Here is a 16,467-nt window from a genome sequence, read left to right as displayed (position 1 = left end):
GCATTGTCCCACAAGCCGACCGGCTGCCCCGCGTGGGCTCACATCTTCTGGTCGTGGTCCATGCCGCCGTCCATGCTCACGGCGTCCGGCTTGATCTCGGCGTAGGCCACCACCTTGCCGCCGTATTGCTGTGCGAAGGCGTCGGCTGCGCCGCGCTCGGCGAAGCTCGCGAGCGTCGGGCCCATGCTGCCGTGACGCTTGGAGCCCTGTACGTAGAAGGCGGCCTTCGCGTCGATCCATGCGTCCTGAGGCTTGTCCCAGTCGGTCTTCGCCATGTCCTGCACATAGGCACCCTTCATCGCGCGCTGCTGTTCGGGCTTGAGCAGGGTCGCGACGATTTCGCGCGTATCGCAGAAGAAGTCGTGCTGGCCGTCGGCCCAGACGATCTGGCCCTTGGGGCCGGGGAAGTCGGCCAGCGTCATGCCGTCCAGCGAGCACGCGTCGCCACGCGCGATGGAAGCCGGCTTGTCGTCGACCGGTGCCTTGCTGCAGGCGGCCACGGCCAGAAACAGGCCGAGGGTCAGGATGCGGAAACGGGGTTTCACTTGAATCTCCAGTAGGCAAGGGCCAGCGGTGCGGCGATCCAGCCGGCCATCACGCCGCCGAGCACCGCAGGGTTGGCGAGCGCGGGCGGGAAGACGGTGGCCAAGCCGTACAGCGCGCCGACCTGGTCGAGGCTGAACACGTTGAGGATGCGGAACACGTCGGTCGGGTTGGCGAGCAGCAGCCAGGGCAGGGCGTCACCTGCGCCGCTGCCGCCCAGGGCGATGAGGCCGCCGAGCAACACCAGATCGAACACGATGACGAAGAGGAACCAGGCGCCGACCGCGTAGCCGGATGCGCGCGCGCGGTCGCTTGCCAGTACCGACAGCAGTACCGCGATCGCGAGGAACACGAGCCCGAGCAGGATCGCCGACGCAACAAAGCCGGCGTAGTGGAACAACGCGTCGCCGCCCGCAGTGAGGAAGGCCGCACCGGCCAGCCCGAAGCCCAGCACCGTGGCCACCGTCAGCGTGGCGGCAAGGCCGACGAACTTGCCGACCAGCACCTCGCCGCGCGTTACGGGCAGCGCAAGCAGCAGTTCCATCGTGCCGCGCTCGCGTTCGCCGACGATCACGTCGAAGCCCAGCACCAGCGCGATCAGCGGGATCAGGTAGGTGACCAGCGAGACGAGGCTCGCGATCGTCACGTCGATGCCGCGAAAGCCGACCTGGCCTTCGCTGGCGGCGCCGAAGTACGCAATTGCGAGCGCGAACCCGGCGAACACCGTGGCGATCACCCACACCCAGCGGTTGCGCACGCGGTCGCGGAATTCCTTGCCGGCGATTGCGGTGATTTGCCTCAGAACGATGTTCATGCGGCCTCCTGCGAGTGTTCGAGGAACACGGCTTCGAGAGAAGGCTCGACCAGCCGCAGGTCGCTGACGCCCGGCTCCGCCGCCAGCTGTGCGATGCGCGCGAGCTTGTCGCCGCGATTCACGCTCAGCGCCACATGGGCCGCGTCTTCCGCGCTTGCGCCAAGGCTTGCGATCAGTCGCTCGCGCGCTTCGGCCGTCACCCGAACGATCAGCCGCACCGGCAGCTCGGCCCGTTCGCGCAGTTCAGCAACGCTGCCCTGCGCGACGATGCGCCCTTCGCGCAGGATCGCCACCTCATCCACCCGCTGCTCGATCTCGGCGAGGATGTGCGAGGTCAGCACCACGGTTGCGCCCTCGGCCTTGAGTTCGGCGATGACGCGGTAGAAATCGTGGATCGCTTGCGGGTCCAGCCCGTTCGTGGGTTCGTCGAGAAACAGCAGTTTCGGCTTGCCCAGCAGCGCCTGCGCAAAGCCGAGCCGTTGTCGCATCCCCTTCGAATAGCCGCGCACCTTGCGCGTCGCCGCATGGGCGAGGCCGACACGTTCCAGTGCCGCATCGCACTCGGCGCGCGCCGCGCCGCGCAGCTTGGCGTAGAAGCGCAGGGTTTCGAGGCCGCTCAGGTTGTCGTACAGCGCGACGTGTTCGGGCAGGTAGCCGATCTGCTGGCGCACCTCGCGGAAGCGCGCGCCGTCGCTGGGCTCGCCGAGCAGGCGCAGTGTTCCGGCGTCCGGCGCGATCAACCCGAGCATCATGCGGAACAACGTGCTCTTGCCGGCGCCGTTGTGGCCGATGAGGCCGAAGGTGCGACCGGGTGCGACGGCAAGCGAGACGCCGCGCACGGCTTCCACTTCGCCGAAGCGCTTGGTGACGCCGGTAAGTTCAATGGCGGGCGCGTTCAAGCCAGTATCTCCAGTCTGGGTGGCGGGGGCGCATCGCGGGCGAGGGTTCTACCACGGTGGGGGCGCGCAGCACCGGGAACTGCCGGGCGGCAAGGCGCAGGGTTTCGACCGCCGGGCTGTTGAGCAGTACGCGGGCCGCGGGGTAGCGCCACATCAGGCGGTCCACCAGGTCGGCGGCTTCGAAGGGCACGTCGCCGCGGCCATCGCCGTTGCGATCCCAGCCGAGGTAGCCGCTCCAGTGGTTGCCGGCTTTCGGCCCCCACACCTCGTCCTTCGCGCCAACGTAGCGCACGCCTTCGTGGTTGCCGATGAAGTCGTTGCCGTCGACCAGGTTGTGCCAGGAGCCGGCCGACAGGTGCACACCCACTTCGTTGCGCACCACGAGGTTGCCGGTCAGCGTGTTGTCCTGCGCGTCGTAGATGAAGAAGCCGCGGCCGTTGCCGGCGATGATGTTGCCGCTGACTTCCGCGCGCTGGATCGTGCGCAGCATGATGCCGTGATCGGTGTTGGCCCACGCGACGTTGTTGCGCACCACCTGGTCATGCACCTCCATCAGCGCGAGCCCGCCGCGGTTGTGGTGCACGAAGTTCTTCTCCCAGGTGTTGAAGTAGGAGTTCATGTAGTGCGTGCCGTAGCGGCTGTCGTGGATCTCGTTGCCGCGGAACAGCGCGTGGTGCGACACGTCGACATAGATGCCGTCGCGCGAGTAGCTGATGTGGTTGTCGAGAATCTTCGCGCCCTGCGTGTTGTAGAGCTGGATGCCGTTGCCGCGGTTGGGCGAGAGGTAGTCGCGCTTGCCGGCGATGCGGTTCTTTTCCACCACCACGTCGTTGGCTTTCTCGATCCACAGCCCGAACAGGTTGTAGGCGAGCTGGTTGTTGCGCACCACTGCGCGGTGCGCGCCGGGCTGGATGTAGATGCCCGCCTGCTGCTTTTCGAGGTCGTCGCCCGAATCGCGTACGACGAAGCTCTCGATGCGTACGTCGGGCGAAACGATGCGGATCACATCCCCCGACATGTCTCCGCTGATCGTTGGCATGTTCTCGCCGATCAGCGTGAGCGGCTTTTCGATCCGCAGGTGCTCGCGATACAGGCCCCGCGCGACGCGGATCGTGTCGCCCGGCTGGGCGCGCGCGATCGCTGCCGCAATCGACTCGCCGGCCGCCACATGCAGTTCGGCGGCAGCGGCCGTGCCGGCAAGCAGCAGCGTGATCGACAGGAAGGCGATGCGAAGGGCAGAGCACATGCGCTTGAGCCTACGGAGCCTCGCCCCGCACTTCCTTGATCGGAATGAAGTAGCCGTCGCGCCCGATCGGGGTGAGCTTGAGGCCCGCCTTCTCGCGCCGCTTGCGTTCGGTCGCCAGCGGCGGGCAGGCGTGCGCGTCGTGGTAATACACCATGCAGTCGAGGCATAGCAGGCACTCGCGCTGGTCGATCTTGCCGTCTGCCGCAATCGCCAGTGACCCGCACTGCACAGCGCAGGCCTTGCAGGGGCCACATTCCTTTTTGCGGCGCAGGCCGAAGAGGCGGAAGCTGGTTGGAATCGCAAGCCCGGCGCCAAGCGGGCAGACGTATTTGCAGAATGGACGCTCGATGAACAGCGAGAGCCCCAGCACGACCGTGAAGAACAACTGGAAGGGCCAGCTGCGGTTCCACGGGCCGACGAGGAAGGTCGTTTTGAAGGGTTCGACCTCGGCGAATTGTTCGGCCACAGTCATCGACCACAGCGATACTGCCATCAGCGCAAAGAACACGCCGTACTTCACCCACTTCAGCTTGTCGTGCAACGGCTTGGGCAGATGGCGCTGGAAGCGCTTCAAACCCAGCTTGCCGGCGATCTTGTAGGCCAGCTCCGACAGCGAACCGAAGGGGCACAGCCAGCCGCAGAAGAGCCCGCGGCCCCACACGAAAAGCGTGATGAAGATGAACCACCAGAAGATGAAGATGAAGGGGTCGGTGAGGAACAGCTCCCACTCCCAGCGCGAGATCAGGGAGTGGAACCAGGTCATCACATGCGTGATCGAGGGCTGCGCCATCAGCACGCCACCGATCCACACGATGCTGACCGTCCAGAACACATACTTGGGCCAGGCCACCCAGCGCTTGTCGCGGATCGTCGCGCGCGCAGTCAGCCAGTCGCGGCGCGAGTAGGTGAAGGCGACGATGGCGAGGAAGGCGACGAAGAAGACGATGCTGAGCGCCTTGTCGCGCCAGATCTTCTTCCAAGGGGCCTCGGGTTCGCTCACTGCCGGGCGGCCACCTTCGAGCCAGGCATCCGGCAGCCACAGCTTGGTCTCGAAGTTGATGAACTGGCGCTGACCGGTCGACTTGTCCTGCTTGTTGGCGAGGTAGACGAAGCGGAACGGCCAGGCGGCGGAGAAGCTTGCGTCGCGCAGGATGAAGATGCCCGATTCGCGGAAGTTCGGGTGGCCTTTCGCCTGCAGGGAATAGAGGTTCAGGTAGTCGAGATCGCGAAAGGTGTAGGTGTCGGCGTCCTGCTTCACCTGAACGCGATCGAAGATGCCGCCGCGCACGAAGCCGGAGCCCTTGAACGAGCCGGCGCCATCGCTGATCACCATCAGCGCGGTCTCATGCGGCTTGAGCCGCGTCATCAACGCACGCCATTCGGTCGCACCCAGCACCGCACGGCCCAGCGTCGGGTGGTTCAGCACGCCGACCCACAAATCGAGGTAAGGCTGGCCGGTATCGGGCTCGCCCACGTCGGCCGGCTGCAGGGTCAGGCGCGATACGGCGCCGGCCTTCACCAGCGAGTCCCAGTCGGCGATGTCACCGACGTCCTTGTAACGCGCGCTCGGGCGCACTGCGCTCTTCAGGATGCCGACCTTGCGCGCCACCTGCTGCGCCGCGCGGGTGATGACCTGATTTTCGGCAACGACGGTCACCGTCGCGCCGGAAATTGCATCGAGCCCGACGGTCTGCTTGTCACCACTACCGACCTCGAAATGCTGCGCAACCGATTTGCCGAGGTACTGGCCGACGAAGGCGTCCAGCTTCGTTTCCGGAATCCCGAGGAGCAGGATCGGTTCCGAATGCTTCAGCACGCGGATGCCGGTGAAGCGCCCGGCAGTGTCCATGCCGATCAGCGTGATGACCGGCTTGCCGGAGTAGGCCGGGATGTCGACCAGATCGGTCGAGAGAAAGACGTAACCGATCGCCGTGTCGCCCTTGTAGCCGGTCGCGAAGCGCGGCTGCCCATCGCGAGGCGAGAAGCGCTCGGCACCCGGCAGCACCGCCTTGCAATCGGTGTAGGCGCAGAGATCCGGTGCGGTGAAGAGTTCAGGCGCGAGCTTGGCTTCATACGCCAGCGCCTGTACTGCCGTGGGCTGCAGGCACAAGAGCGCGCCGGCCAAGGCGATCGTCGCGCGAAGAAAACGGGTGAAACGGGGCATTGCCAGGCACTCCGGACCTTTGGTGCGGCAAAGTGTCGCAGTCCGGGGACGGTCGCTTCCTTGTCGCGGGGCAAGAAACGGGATCCGTCCTGTTGCGCGCAGGTAGCAGGGTCCGCTGACTGGTGATGGTCGCGAATTAGAATGCCGTTCGCCGTTGCGCTGACTCGACGCTCAGGACTCTTCATGAACCGACTGCTTACCTGTCTCTCACCGCTTTTGCTCGCCATGCCGGCGATCGTGGCAGCGGGTGACTTCACGCAGCGCTTCTGCGCTGCCGACCCGCGTTACTACGTTGAGATGGCGCAGGCGGGGGATGTTGTGAGCCTCACATACGGCCGGCCGGAGGGGACGGATGTGGCGCTGTACGCCCTGCAGACTGCTGGGCGTGTCGATGATCAACCGGTGCTGAAGATCCTCGGCGCCGAGGCCGATGCGAGCTTGCAGGACGCCATCGGATTCAGCCTGGCGCCAAAGGACGCGGCGAACGCGCCGGTTGAGGCCTTCATTGGAACGACGGCCGACGATTTGCTGTATTTCGAGTTGGGGCGCGACCGTGTGTATTACGGGGGTTCCGCGAAACAATGCGGCCGCTAGGTTTGTTGCGCCCGCGTGCTGCGCTGCGGCGCCACCGAGGCGGCGAAGCGCACGCATAGCCAGACGATCGGCGGTGCGACGATCGCGGAGGTGCTGAGGATGTCCGCCACGCTGTGATAACGCTGATAAAGCATCAGCGCGAAGTAGGCGAGCAGCGATGCCAGCCACACCGGGCGCCCGCGCGGCAACAGGGTGCACAGGATGGCGACCGCGGCAATCGCGACCGCACTGTGGGTGCTGTAGTCGAGGCCCACGGCGGGCCAGAGGCCCAAAGCCTTGTCGGCAAACATCAGGCTGTAGCAGACCACCAGTGTCGCTAGCCCGAACGCGATGCGCATGCCGGCGAGACGCCACTGCCGCTGAGCCAACGGCGACAGCGCCAGGATCAGCCACAGGCCCCCGAGCAAGGGCGTGTAGGCGTCGGCAATCGCATCGAGGGTTTCGTAGTCGGGCATCAGGTGAATCTTCCGCACGGGAGCTGGCGGGGCAGGCTGTGCCCTGTGCGACGGATGCGCTCGCGGCGCAGCGTGGTGGACGGCAGCGCGGAGGCGTTCAGTCGATTGGTAGTGGATGCAAGCGTGCTCGGCTGAGCCTTCTGCGCACTACTTCCACTCATAGCCGGACTCGAGCGCGAAAGCGCTGAGTGCGTCATCGAGCAATCTGGCGGGTATTCCTTTGGCATTGAGCTCCGAAAGGCGCGCGTCCATGTCCTTGAGAAGGCCGATGCAGGCAGATCTGCGGCTGAAGCCGAAGTGGATGCTGCCGCTGCTGATGGGCGGATCGATGCTGACCACGCGCGCTCCGGCTTTGCCAGCGGCACTGCGCAGGTAGGCGCGCCCGAGGTAGTCGCCGGAGACGAAGTAGTCGATGCGACCGAGTTTGAGTTTGCGGAAGTTCTCGATCATCGTCGGCGCGGTGTCAACCTTCAGGTTGTCCCGCATGTATTCGTCGAAACCGTTGCCGAAGGCGTCGCCCAGACTCACTCCGCCCTGGTAGCTCTTCAGGGTTTGCCAGTCTGCGTACTTGATCGGGCTGGTCTCCGGCACGAACACCACGATCGGGTTGGCGAAGGCCGCCGTGCGCGTGAAACTCAGGTAGCGCTCGCGTTCAGGGGTGATGCGCAAACTCAGCAGGAGATCGATCTGGCCCGCTTCGGCCATGGCTTGCGAGCGTTTCCAGGGGAACATCATCGGCACCAGCGTGACGCCGGGCGGGGCCACCAGTTTGAGGAGTTCGACGCTGGCGCCTTTGTAGTCATCGTGCTCGCCGGGCCAACTGAAGGGTGGGTAGTTCGGGTTTGTTGCGTAGCGAAGCAGGGTGCAGTCGGCGGCGGCCGGCATGGGGGGCAGCAGGAGCAGCGCTGCGGCGATCAGGACAAGAACTCTGCGCAGGAGGGTCATCGCACTTCAGGATGCTCGATGGAGGTTGCTGGTCGCCGCTACAACAGACGCTGCGGCGCCAGCCGGCATCGTATCCCTCAAGGCATGCCGGGTGGCGGGAATATTGCCCGCGCCGATCGCTCGACGCGGGCAGCGCCGCCTCGGGAATCAGCGGCCGAGCTCCTTCAGGTAAGCGGCGCGTGCGGCAACCGCGGTGTCGGTGAAGTCGGAGAACAGGCCGTCGATGCCGAGCCGGTAGTACTGCAGGTACTCGGCCTGCGGATTGCCCTTGTAGTCAAAGGCAAGCCGCCGTTTCTCGTTGCGGAAGGTGTAGGCGTGCACCATCAGGCCGGCCTTGTGCGCATCGGCAATCAGCGTGGTCGGCGTCTGCGTGGTTGCATCGGCATAGTTGATCTTGCCGTCGCCGTTCATGTCCTTGACCGCGCCGTTCGCATCCAGCGTGCCCTTCACCGGCACGATGTAGGGCTTCCACGGCCCGATGCCGTCGGCGTAGGTGGCGATCTCGGCGAGGCCGGCCGGCGTCACCATGTCCTTGAAGCCGCGCGGGTCGCCCGCCTTGGCCCAGTCGTAAGGCTTGTCGTTGGGCGCCGCGTAGGTGAGCTGGCCGGTCTTCAGGTCCACGTCGTCGGCGTCGATCAACTGGATCAGCTTGGTGTTGAGGCCGTTTTCCTTCATGTACTTGAGGCTGCCCGGCTCGAAGCTCTGTACATAGATCGGCGCCGTCTTGCTGTTCCATCCGGCGGCATTGATCATCGAGATCAGCGCGCCCTCCAGCGGCAGGCCCAGGTCGCGGTGGTAGCTCGGGTTCTTCGTCTCGGGGTACACCGCAATCGTGCGGCCGAGCTTGGCGCTCTGCGCTTTCGCGAGGTCAATGATCTCCTTGAAGGTCGCGATCTTGTAGAGGCCGTTGTACTGCTGGGGGCGCTCGGCGTCGGTCGAGATGCCGCCCAGCGTCTTGATTTCCGCCAGGGTGAAGTCGCTGGCGAACCAGCCGGTCTGCACTTCGCCATCGACCGTGGTGGTCTTCTTCCGATCGGCGAACTCCGGGTGACTGGCGACGTCGGTGCTGTAGGCGAGGTTGGGGTCGTGCCGCGCGATCAGTACGCCGTCCTTGGTCGACACCAGGTCGGGCTCGATCACGTCGGCGCCCATGTCGATCGCCATCTGGTAGGCCTCCAGCGTCTCCTCGGGCAGGTAGCCGGAAGCGCCGCGGTGGGCGACGACGATCGGTTGCGTGCCGCCGAGGGTGCGAAAGGCTTGCGGTGTCGGCGTGATGGCCGGCGAACTGTCGTCGCCACCACAGCCGGCAAGCGTGAGCATGCCCGCGATGGCGAGGGAAATGGCGAGGGTTTGACGGCGGGGGCGGTGCGAGGTGTGGATGTGCATCGAAGGATCCTGTGGTCGGGTGGATCGCCCGAGCCTATGCAGCGCCGATGACGCCTCCGTGAGCCTTTGATGGCAAACGCATGACAGGCCGCGTGGCGCGCGAGTGGCAGCGCCAACATCTGACGCGTACCCGGCTGCACAGGGGATAATCTCGCCTCGCGCTGCCGCCGGACCTGCCCGTAGAACGATGACTTCCGAATTCGACTTGATCGCCCGCCACTTCACCCGCCCCACGCGGCATACCGTGCTGGGGGTGGGCGACGACTGCGCGATCGTGCAGCCGTCGGCTCGGCACGCACTGGTGGTGACGACCGACATGCTGGTTGCCGGCACGCATTTCCTGCCGGATACCGACGCCGAACGATTGGGCTGGAAGACCGCGGCGGTGAACATTTCCGACCTCGCCGCGATGGGCGCGCAGCCGCGTTGGATCACGCTCGCCTTGTCGCTGCCCGCGGTCGACGAGCATTGGATCGCAGCGCTGGCGCGCGGCTTTGCCGAGTGCAGCGAGGCCCACGGCGTCGACTGGATCGGCGGCGACACGACCCGCGGCCCCTTGAACCTGTGCGCGACCGCGTTCGGTGAGGTCGAGGTGGGCGGTGCAATCCGCCGCAGTGGCGCCCACGCGGGCGACGACATCTGGGTTTCCGGCTGGCCGGGCTTGGCCGCGCTGGGCCTGCGCCATCTGCTCGACGGCACGCCGCTCGACGCCGACTGGCGCGACGCCTGCGTCGAGGCACTCGAACGGCCTCAGCCTCGTGTGGCGCTCGGTCTGGCGCTGCGTGGTGTGGCGAGGGCGATGCTGGATGTGTCGGACGGGCTTGCCGGCGACCTGGCGCACATCCTCGAACGTTCGGCCTGCGGCGCGGTGCTCGACGAGGCGGCGCTGCCGCTGGCGCACGCGCAAGCGGCCTGTGGCGATGCCGCGCTGGCGCAGCGCTGTGTGCTGGCCGGCGGCGACGACTACGAACTGCTTTTCTGCGCCGCACCGGACAGACGCGACGCGATTGCGGCCATCTCAAAACAGCTTGACCTGCCGCTGAGCCGTATCGGCACCTGCGTGGCCCCACCCGGCCTGCAACTGCGCCAGCGCGATGGCGCGATCGTGGCACTACCCCCTCGCGGTTTCGATCACTTCGCATGAACCGCCCTGCACTGACGCTGATCGGCACTGCCATGTGCTGGGCCGCAATCTGGTGGCCGTTCCGCTGGTTGCTGGAGCGCGGCCTCAGCAGCGCGCAGGCCAACACCTTGGCCTTCGCCTTCGGCGCTGTTGGCGCGCTGATCTGGTCGCGCGGGCGCCTGCCAGCTTTCCTGCGCGATCCGCGGCTGCTCGTGATGGCGCTTGCCTCGGCGATCTGCAACCTCGGCTATAACGCGGCCGCGACCCATGCACCGGTGATGAAAGTGGTGCTGCTGCTCTACACCGCACCGCTATGGACGGTGCCGCTCGCATGGTGGCTCTTGCACGAGCGCCCCGGCCTGCGCGGCTGCGTTGCGCTGGCGCTGTGCAGCGGTGGCGCGCTGCTGATGCTGTGGCATCCCGCGCTGGGCTATCCATGGCCCGCCACGCCGTGGGAATGGGTGGCGCTCCTCGCCGGGCTCAGCCTCGCGGTCTACAACGTGCTTATCCGTGCGCTGCCCCACGGCGACGAGCGGCCGCGCGTGGCGCTGATCTTTCTTGTCGAGCTGGTGCTGGCAGCGGGCTGGCTGCTCGCCGAGGGCGAAATGCCGGCCCCGGATGCGGCGCCGCTTGGCATGGCGGCCTTCGTCGGCCTTGCGATGCTCGGCATCATCGTGGCGATGCAGTGGGGGTTGCAGCGCCTGCCCGCCAACCTGGCGGCGATGCTGATGAGTACCGAGCTGGTGTTCGCCGCGCTGTTCTCATGGTGGTGGGCCGGCGAGGCGATGGGCGTTCGCGAAATCGCTGGCGCACTGCTGGTCGCCAGTGCTGCGCTGGTGTCCGCCTGGCAGCCGGCGCCCGCAGCCGTCAGCGATGCGGCCTGATAGGATCGCGCCATGAGCATCCGCCCCACCGTCCGTTTCCTATTTGCGCATCCGGCGCACTTTCTCGCGCTGGGCTTCGGGTCCGGCCTTGCCCCGAAGGCGCCCGGCACCTTCGGCACGCTTGCCGCATGGGCGCTGTATCCGATGCTGCGCGGGCTGTTCCACACCGAATGGAGCTTCCTGCTGTTTCTCGCTTGGTGCTTCGTGCTGGGGGCGTTTGCGATTGAAGTGACGGGCCGCAAGCTGGGTGAGATCGACCACGGTGGCATCGTATGGGATGAGTTCGTTGCGATGTGGCTGGTGCTGTTCTTCACCCCGGCGGGCCTGTTGTGGCAGCTGCTGGCCTTCGTCCTGTTTCGCGGCTTCGACATCGTCAAGCCGCCGCCGATCCGCCAGTGCGACGCGCGCTTCAAGCACGGCCTCGGCGTAATGTTCGACGATCTCCTGGCGGCCGGTTATGCGCTACTGGTGCTGGCGATTCTGAAAAGGCTGATCGGCTGATGGAACACGAGCTCGAACGACTCTCGCAGGACGCCGGCGACTGGCTCGCCTCCCGCGGACACACGCTTGCAACCGCCGAGTCCTGCACCGGCGGGTGGATCGCAGAAGTGATCACCGCAACCTCTGGCAGCTCTGCATGGTTCGATCGCGGCTGGGTCACCTATTCCAACGACGCCAAGCAGGAGATGCTCGGCGTGCGTGCCGCGACGCTCGCCGAACACGGCGCCGTCAGCGAAGCGGTGGTGCGCGAGATGGCCGAAGGCGCGCTTGCCCGGTCGAATGCGAGTCACGCGATCGCGGTCTCCGGTGTCGCCGGCCCGACCGGCGGTTCGCCCGAGAAGCCCGTCGGCACCGTCTGGATCGCCTGGGCGAGTCGGGCAGGCGTTACCCTTGCAGAACTGCACCGCTTCGACGGATCGCGCGAAGCGGTACGCCGCCAGACCGTGACTCGCGCGCTTGAGGCGCTGCCTCAACTCCCATTGACCCGCACCTGAACCGACACGATGAAGCTCGACATCTTCCGCGCCGACCTGCACCAACCCGAACACGCAGCCGCCATGCTGCTGCTGCTGGACGCCTACGCCCACGACCCGGCAGGTGGTGGCGACGGGCTCAGCGATCAGGCCAAGGCACGCCTGCCGCGCGCGCTCGCCGATCGCCCCGGCGTTCATGTGTTGCTGGCCTATGTCGAAGAGCAGCCGGCTGGCCTGGCGATCTGCATGGAGGGCTTTTCAACCTTTGCGGCAGCGCCATTGCTCAATGTGCACGACTTTGCCGTGCTCCCCGCGCACCGCGGCTGCGGGGTCGGGCGCGCGCTGATGCAGCAGGTGATCGCGCTGGCCCAGTCGCTGGATTGCTGCAAGGTGACGCTGGAGGTGCTCGAAGGCAATGCGCCGGCGCGTGCGCTGTATCAGGCCTGTGGCTTTGCCGATTACGCATTGGACCCGGCGTGGGGCAAGGCGATGTTCATGCAGCGCTGGCTGGGCGAATGAGCGCTTGCTCAAGCGGGCGGCCACTCGCCCGTAAACCGGTCGTGAGGGCCGCGCGCAGGCCCGGATGAACCGCCGGCATCGGGCTGGCGGCAAATCGTTCGCGCGAGAAGGGTGCATCAATGCTTGACCTGCGTTCCCGGCCGACGGTGCTGATCGTCGATGATGCCGCCGACAACCTGGACCTGCTCTCCGCGGTGCTCAAGGATGAGTACCGCGTCAAGGTGGCCAACAGCGGCGAACGCGCACTGCGGCAGATCTACTCGGATGCACCGCCCGACCTGATCCTGCTCGACGTGATGATGCCCGGCATGAGCGGCCATGAAGTGTGCCGGCGCCTGAAGGCGAATCCGGACCGCCGCCGTATCCCGGTGATTTTCGTAACGGCGATGGACGCCGCCGAGGACGAGGAATTCGGGCTGTCGCTTGGCGCCGTCGACTACATCACCAAGCCGATCAGCCCTGCGATCGTGCGCGCACGTGTGCGCACCCACCTCGCGTTGTATGACCAGACGCAGGAACTCGAGCGCATGGTGGCGCAGCGCACCGGTGAGCTGAGCGAATCGCGCCGCCAGTTGATCGGCTGCCTGGCTCGCGCGGCGGAATTCCGCGACAACGAGACCGGCAACCATGTCATGCGAATGAGCCAGAGTGCAAGGCTGATCGCGCTGGCCTACGGCCTCGGGCCGGCGACTGCGGAGTTGATCCTGATGGCCGCGCCGATGCACGACATCGGCAAGATCGGCATTCCGGACAACATCCTGCTCAAACCGGGTCCGCTGGATCCGCAGGAGTGGGCGACGATGAAGCTGCACGCCACGATCGGCGCCGAGATCATCGGCATTCACGACGACGACCTGCTGCGCGCGGCACGCTCGATTGCGCTATCGCACCACGAAAAATGGGATGGCAGCGGTTACCCGGCCGGGCTGGCGGGTGAAGCGATCCCGATCGAGGGGCGCGTGGTGGCGATCGCCGACGTGTTCGATGCGCTGATGTCGGTGCGGCCATACAAGCCGGCCATGTCCCTCGACGAGGCGCTGGCCTACATCCGTGGCCAGTCGGGGCGGCACTTCGACCCTGCCGTGGTGGCTGCTTTCGAAGCCTGCCTGCCCGATATCCTGGTGCTGCGCCGCCGCTATCTCGACGTTGGCGATACGCGCGCCGAGTTGTAACGCCCGCGTTCGCGCCTACTTGAGGTTGTGCGCCGACATCAGCACGAGTTTGCCGGCGACGAAGTTCGCCTTCACATTGCGCGCTTCATCGCCCCAGGTGCAGGCGCGGATGCCCAGCGTTTCGTCGCAACTGCCGGCTGACCCGATCAGGGCTTCCACCTCTTGCTGCGTCATGCCGGTTTGCAGCTTCTGATAGTTCTGCATCGTCAGCTTGCTGCAGCCGGCCAGCGTCAGCGCGATCAGTGCGCTCGTCCAGATTACGCGTCTCATGCATCGACCTCCGGTGTCTCGCCCCAGCGGGCGATCAGCGTGTGGGGCACGCCGAGCTGATCGAGGACCCGCGCGACGACAAAATCGACCATGTCCTGCACAGTCTGCGGATGCGTGTAGAACCCGGGGCTGGGCGGCAGGATCACGACGCCCATGCGCGATAGCTTCAGCATGTTTTCCAGATGCAGCGTGGAGAAGGGCGTCTCCCGTGGCACCAGCACCAGTGGGCGGCGCTCCTTCAGGCAAACGTCCGCGGCACGCTCGATCAGGTTGGACGACAGGCCCGCGGCGATAGAAGCCAGCGTGCCCATCGTGCAAGGGCAGATCACCATCGCGTCGGGCGGATTCGAGCCGGAGGCAAGCGGCGCGAACCATTCTTCGCGGCCATACACGGCCAACTGCCCTTCGGCGGCGCCGAAGCGTTCGGCAAAGAGGGCCTGTACTTCGGCTGGGCGCGCCGGCAGCGCGAGATCCATCTCCTGGCGCGCGACGATCTGGGCGACCTGCGAGTACAGCAACTCGACCTTCACGCCGGCCGCCAGCAGGCATTCGAGCAGGCGGATGCCGTAGGGCATGCCGGAGGCGCCGGTGAAGGCAAGGGCGATGCGGCGGGTCATCGGTTTACTCCGTGAGCGAGCATCGCGCAATTGTACGTGGCCATGCGGCCGTGGTGCCCGCGCGTCGGCGCGATCTCGCCGTGTTGCGGTTCAGCCTGCCTCGCCGAGGGCTGCAAGCGTCTCGATGAGAACCTCGGCCGCTGTGTGGAGGAAGGCGCTCATGTCGTGCTCCCGCTGGTCGTGTGTGATCGATGTGCCGAGTTTAGGTAGCCACGAGCGTTGAGGCCAATCGACTGTCTCGATGCCGTCGATAGATGGCGGCTATGCGGCATCCCCAACAAAAAGGGCGCCCACTCGCGGGCGCCCTGATTGCGGACGGGGGCAGGTTCAGCGGAAGACGACCGTCTTGTTGCCATGCACCAGCACCCGGTCTTCCAAGTGGTAGCGCAGGCCGCGCGCGAGCACCGCCTTCTCGATGTCCTTGCCGTAGCGGACCATGTCTTCGACCGAGTCGGAGTGATCCACGCGGATCACGTCCTGATCGATGATCGGCCCCTGGTCCAGTTCTTCGGTGACGTAGTGGCAGGTCGCACCGATCAGCTTCACGCCGCGGGTGTGCGCCTGGTGATAGGGCTTGGCGCCGACGAAGCTGGGCAGGAAGCTGTGGTGGATGTTGATGATCTGGCCCGGATAGTCGCGGCACATCTCCGGCGGGATGATCTGCATGTAGCGCGCCAGCACCATCACATCACCACGCACCTCCTCGAAGATGCGGCGCACTTCTGCATACGCGGCCGGCTTGTTGTCGGCATTGACCGGCACATGGTGGAACGGGATCCCATGCCACTCGACGAAGCCGCGGAAGGTGTCGTGGTTCGAGATCACGCAGGGGATCTCGATGTCCAGCTCCTTGCTCTGCCAACGGCCGATCAGGTCGTACAGGCAGTGCTCCTGCTTGCTCACCATCAGCACGACTCGCTTCTTCACCGCGCTGTCGGTGATCTTCCAGTCCATGTCGAACTCGCGCGCGATCGGCGCGAAGCGCTCGCGCAACTCGGCCAGCAGGAAGGGCAGCGAATTGGCGCGGATCTCGATGCGCAGGAAATAGCGCTGCGCTTCGTGATCGGTGTGCATGTTGGATTCGAAGATCCAGCCGCCGTGCTCGGCAATGAAGCCGGTCACGCGGGCGACGATGCCGGCGCGGTCGGGGCAGGAGGCGGTGAGGGTATAGAAGCGTTGCGTGTGCATGGGGGGATGCGTCCAGAAGGGGCGCCGTCCGGCGCCCCGGGCAAGGCTCAGATGCGGGCGGCGGCTTCGTCGATGTAGCGACGCAGCGTGTCGTAGTCGCGCGCCACCGGATACTGCGGGAACTCGCGGATCACGTTCTCGGGCGGGTGCATCAGGATGCCGGCTTCGGCTTGGCCGAGCATCGCGGTATCGTTGTACGAATCGCCGGCGGCGATGCACTTGAAGTTGAGCCCTTGGAAAGCCTTCACCGCGGCGCGCTTCTGATCCGGCATGCGCAGGTGGTAGTTCACCAGCTTGCCGGTGGCGTCCGCTTCGAGGCGATGGCAGAACAGCGTCGGCATGCCGAGCTGTTCCATCAAGGGTTTGGCGAATTCGTAGAAGGTGTCGGACAGGATCACGACCTGATACTGCTCGCGCAGCCCGTCGAGGAACGCCTTGGCGCCTTCGAGCGGCGACAGGCCGGCGATCACTTTCTGGATCTGTGGCAGGCCCAGCCCCTTCTCGGCCAGGATGTCGAGGCGATACTTCATCAGCTTGTCGTAGTCCGGCTCGTCACGCGTGGTGCGGCGCAGGGCTTCGATGCCGGTGGCTTCGGCGAAGGCGATCCAGATTTCGGGGACGAGTACGCCTTCGAGGTCGAGACAGACGATCTTCACGGGACTTCCTGGCTAGGG

General features: G+C 66.0%; 19 protein-coding genes. 7 read left to right on the top strand and 12 right to left on the bottom strand.

Annotated elements, in window-relative coordinates:
• Positions 1-38 precede the first annotated feature (38 nt).
• Genes HH302_RS08705 through HH302_RS08685 form a run of 5 tightly spaced genes read right to left on the bottom strand, consistent with a single transcriptional unit; the run spans position 39 to position 5,666 of the window.
• A complete protein-coding gene (locus tag HH302_RS08705; protein ID WP_371814638.1) occupies positions 39-545 on the bottom strand; it encodes a nitrous oxide reductase accessory protein NosL in 507 nt (168 codons plus the stop codon).
• Positions 542-1,357, bottom strand: coding sequence for an ABC transporter permease (locus tag HH302_RS08700; RefSeq protein ID WP_216661844.1), 816 nt, complete (start codon positions 1,355-1,357; stop codon positions 542-544). The genes HH302_RS08705 and HH302_RS08700 overlap by 4 nt, the downstream gene beginning before the upstream one ends.
• On the bottom strand, positions 1,354-2,256 hold the full coding sequence (locus HH302_RS08695; RefSeq protein WP_172201370.1) for an ABC transporter ATP-binding protein: 903 nt from the start codon (positions 2,254-2,256) through the stop codon (positions 1,354-1,356). Before HH302_RS08695 ends, HH302_RS08700 begins: the two co-directional genes overlap by 4 nt.
• Complete coding sequence (locus HH302_RS08690) at positions 2,237-3,502, bottom strand: nitrous oxide reductase family maturation protein NosD (RefSeq protein WP_172201368.1); 1,266 nt, start codon at positions 3,500-3,502, stop codon at positions 2,237-2,239. The genes HH302_RS08695 and HH302_RS08690 overlap by 20 nt, the downstream gene beginning before the upstream one ends.
• A 10-nt stretch (positions 3,503-3,512) precedes the next feature.
• The gene (locus HH302_RS08685) at positions 3,513-5,666 is read right to left on the bottom strand and encodes a 4Fe-4S binding protein (RefSeq protein ID WP_172201366.1); all 2,154 of its coding nucleotides are present in this window, start codon (positions 5,664-5,666) and stop codon (positions 3,513-3,515) included.
• Between the two features lie 183 nt (positions 5,667-5,849).
• Here HH302_RS08685 and HH302_RS08680 point away from each other — a divergent pair, with 183 nt between their 5' ends.
• Positions 5,850-6,260, top strand: coding sequence for a hypothetical protein (locus HH302_RS08680; RefSeq protein ID WP_172201364.1), 411 nt, complete (start codon positions 5,850-5,852; stop codon positions 6,258-6,260).
• Here HH302_RS08680 and HH302_RS08675 read toward each other — a convergent pair.
• The 3 genes from HH302_RS08675 to HH302_RS08665 all read right to left on the bottom strand — a co-directional run bounded on the left by HH302_RS08675 (position 6,257) and on the right by HH302_RS08665 (position 9,046).
• The gene (locus HH302_RS08675; RefSeq protein ID WP_172201362.1) at positions 6,257-6,715 is read right to left on the bottom strand and encodes a hypothetical protein; all 459 of its coding nucleotides are present in this window, start codon (positions 6,713-6,715) and stop codon (positions 6,257-6,259) included. The genes HH302_RS08680 and HH302_RS08675 overlap by 4 nt on opposite strands.
• 147 nt (positions 6,716-6,862) lie before the next feature.
• Positions 6,863-7,660, bottom strand: a complete 798-nt coding sequence (locus tag HH302_RS08670) for an ABC transporter substrate-binding protein (RefSeq protein ID WP_172201360.1) — start codon at positions 7,658-7,660, stop codon at positions 6,863-6,865.
• A 147-nt stretch (positions 7,661-7,807) separates the two neighbouring features.
• A complete protein-coding gene (locus HH302_RS08665; RefSeq protein WP_253946076.1) occupies positions 7,808-9,046 on the bottom strand; it encodes a glycerophosphodiester phosphodiesterase in 1,239 nt (412 codons plus the stop codon).
• A gap of 187 nt (positions 9,047-9,233) precedes the next feature.
• Here HH302_RS08665 and thiL point away from each other — a divergent pair, with 187 nt between their 5' ends.
• From thiL to HH302_RS08635, 6 genes are all read left to right on the top strand, one after another.
• Positions 9,234-10,190 carry a thiamine-phosphate kinase gene (gene thiL, locus HH302_RS08660; RefSeq protein ID WP_172201358.1) on the top strand — a complete coding sequence of 319 codons (957 nt, stop codon included), beginning with the start codon at positions 9,234-9,236 and terminating at the stop codon, positions 10,188-10,190.
• The gene (locus HH302_RS08655; protein ID WP_172201356.1) at positions 10,187-11,053 is read left to right on the top strand and encodes a DMT family transporter; all 867 of its coding nucleotides are present in this window, start codon (positions 10,187-10,189) and stop codon (positions 11,051-11,053) included. Before thiL ends, HH302_RS08655 begins: the two co-directional genes overlap by 4 nt.
• Positions 11,054-11,071: 18 nt before the next feature.
• The gene (locus HH302_RS08650) at positions 11,072-11,554 is read left to right on the top strand and encodes a phosphatidylglycerophosphatase A (protein ID WP_172202612.1); all 483 of its coding nucleotides are present in this window, start codon (positions 11,072-11,074) and stop codon (positions 11,552-11,554) included.
• On the top strand, positions 11,551-12,048 hold the full coding sequence (pncC, locus tag HH302_RS08645; protein ID WP_216661898.1) for a nicotinamide-nucleotide amidase: 498 nt from the start codon (positions 11,551-11,553) through the stop codon (positions 12,046-12,048). Before HH302_RS08650 ends, pncC begins: the two co-directional genes overlap by 4 nt.
• Before the next feature lie 9 nt (positions 12,049-12,057).
• A complete protein-coding gene (locus HH302_RS08640) occupies positions 12,058-12,546 on the top strand; it encodes an N-acetyltransferase (protein ID WP_172201352.1) in 489 nt (162 codons plus the stop codon).
• A gap of 119 nt (positions 12,547-12,665) precedes the next feature.
• On the top strand, positions 12,666-13,718 hold the full coding sequence (locus HH302_RS08635; protein ID WP_172201350.1) for a two-component system response regulator: 1,053 nt from the start codon (positions 12,666-12,668) through the stop codon (positions 13,716-13,718).
• Positions 13,719-13,733: 15 nt separating this feature from the next.
• Here the strand turns inward: HH302_RS08635 and HH302_RS08630 are convergent, their stop codons facing one another.
• From HH302_RS08630 to thrH, 4 genes are all read right to left on the bottom strand, one after another.
• On the bottom strand, positions 13,734-13,988 hold the full coding sequence (locus HH302_RS08630; protein WP_172201349.1) for a hypothetical protein: 255 nt from the start codon (positions 13,986-13,988) through the stop codon (positions 13,734-13,736).
• The gene (locus HH302_RS08625) at positions 13,985-14,605 is read right to left on the bottom strand and encodes a flavin prenyltransferase UbiX (protein WP_172201347.1); all 621 of its coding nucleotides are present in this window, start codon (positions 14,603-14,605) and stop codon (positions 13,985-13,987) included. The genes HH302_RS08630 and HH302_RS08625 overlap by 4 nt, the downstream gene beginning before the upstream one ends.
• A 327-nt stretch (positions 14,606-14,932) precedes the next feature.
• Complete coding sequence (gene purU / locus HH302_RS08620; protein WP_172201345.1) at positions 14,933-15,793, bottom strand: formyltetrahydrofolate deformylase; 861 nt, start codon at positions 15,791-15,793, stop codon at positions 14,933-14,935.
• Between the two features lie 47 nt (positions 15,794-15,840).
• Positions 15,841-16,449 (bottom strand): bifunctional phosphoserine phosphatase/homoserine phosphotransferase ThrH, encoded by a 609-nt coding sequence (thrH, locus tag HH302_RS08615; protein ID WP_172201343.1) that lies wholly within the window; start codon positions 16,447-16,449, stop codon positions 15,841-15,843.
• Positions 16,450-16,467: the final 18 nt, after the last annotated feature.

This window comes from Niveibacterium sp. COAC-50, assembly GCF_013184235.1.
Classification (GTDB): Bacteria; Pseudomonadota; Gammaproteobacteria; order Burkholderiales; family Rhodocyclaceae; genus Niveibacterium; species Niveibacterium microcysteis.
The sequence above is the reverse complement of the archived record's forward strand: the minus strand, read 5'-3'. Positions and strand labels throughout refer to the sequence as shown.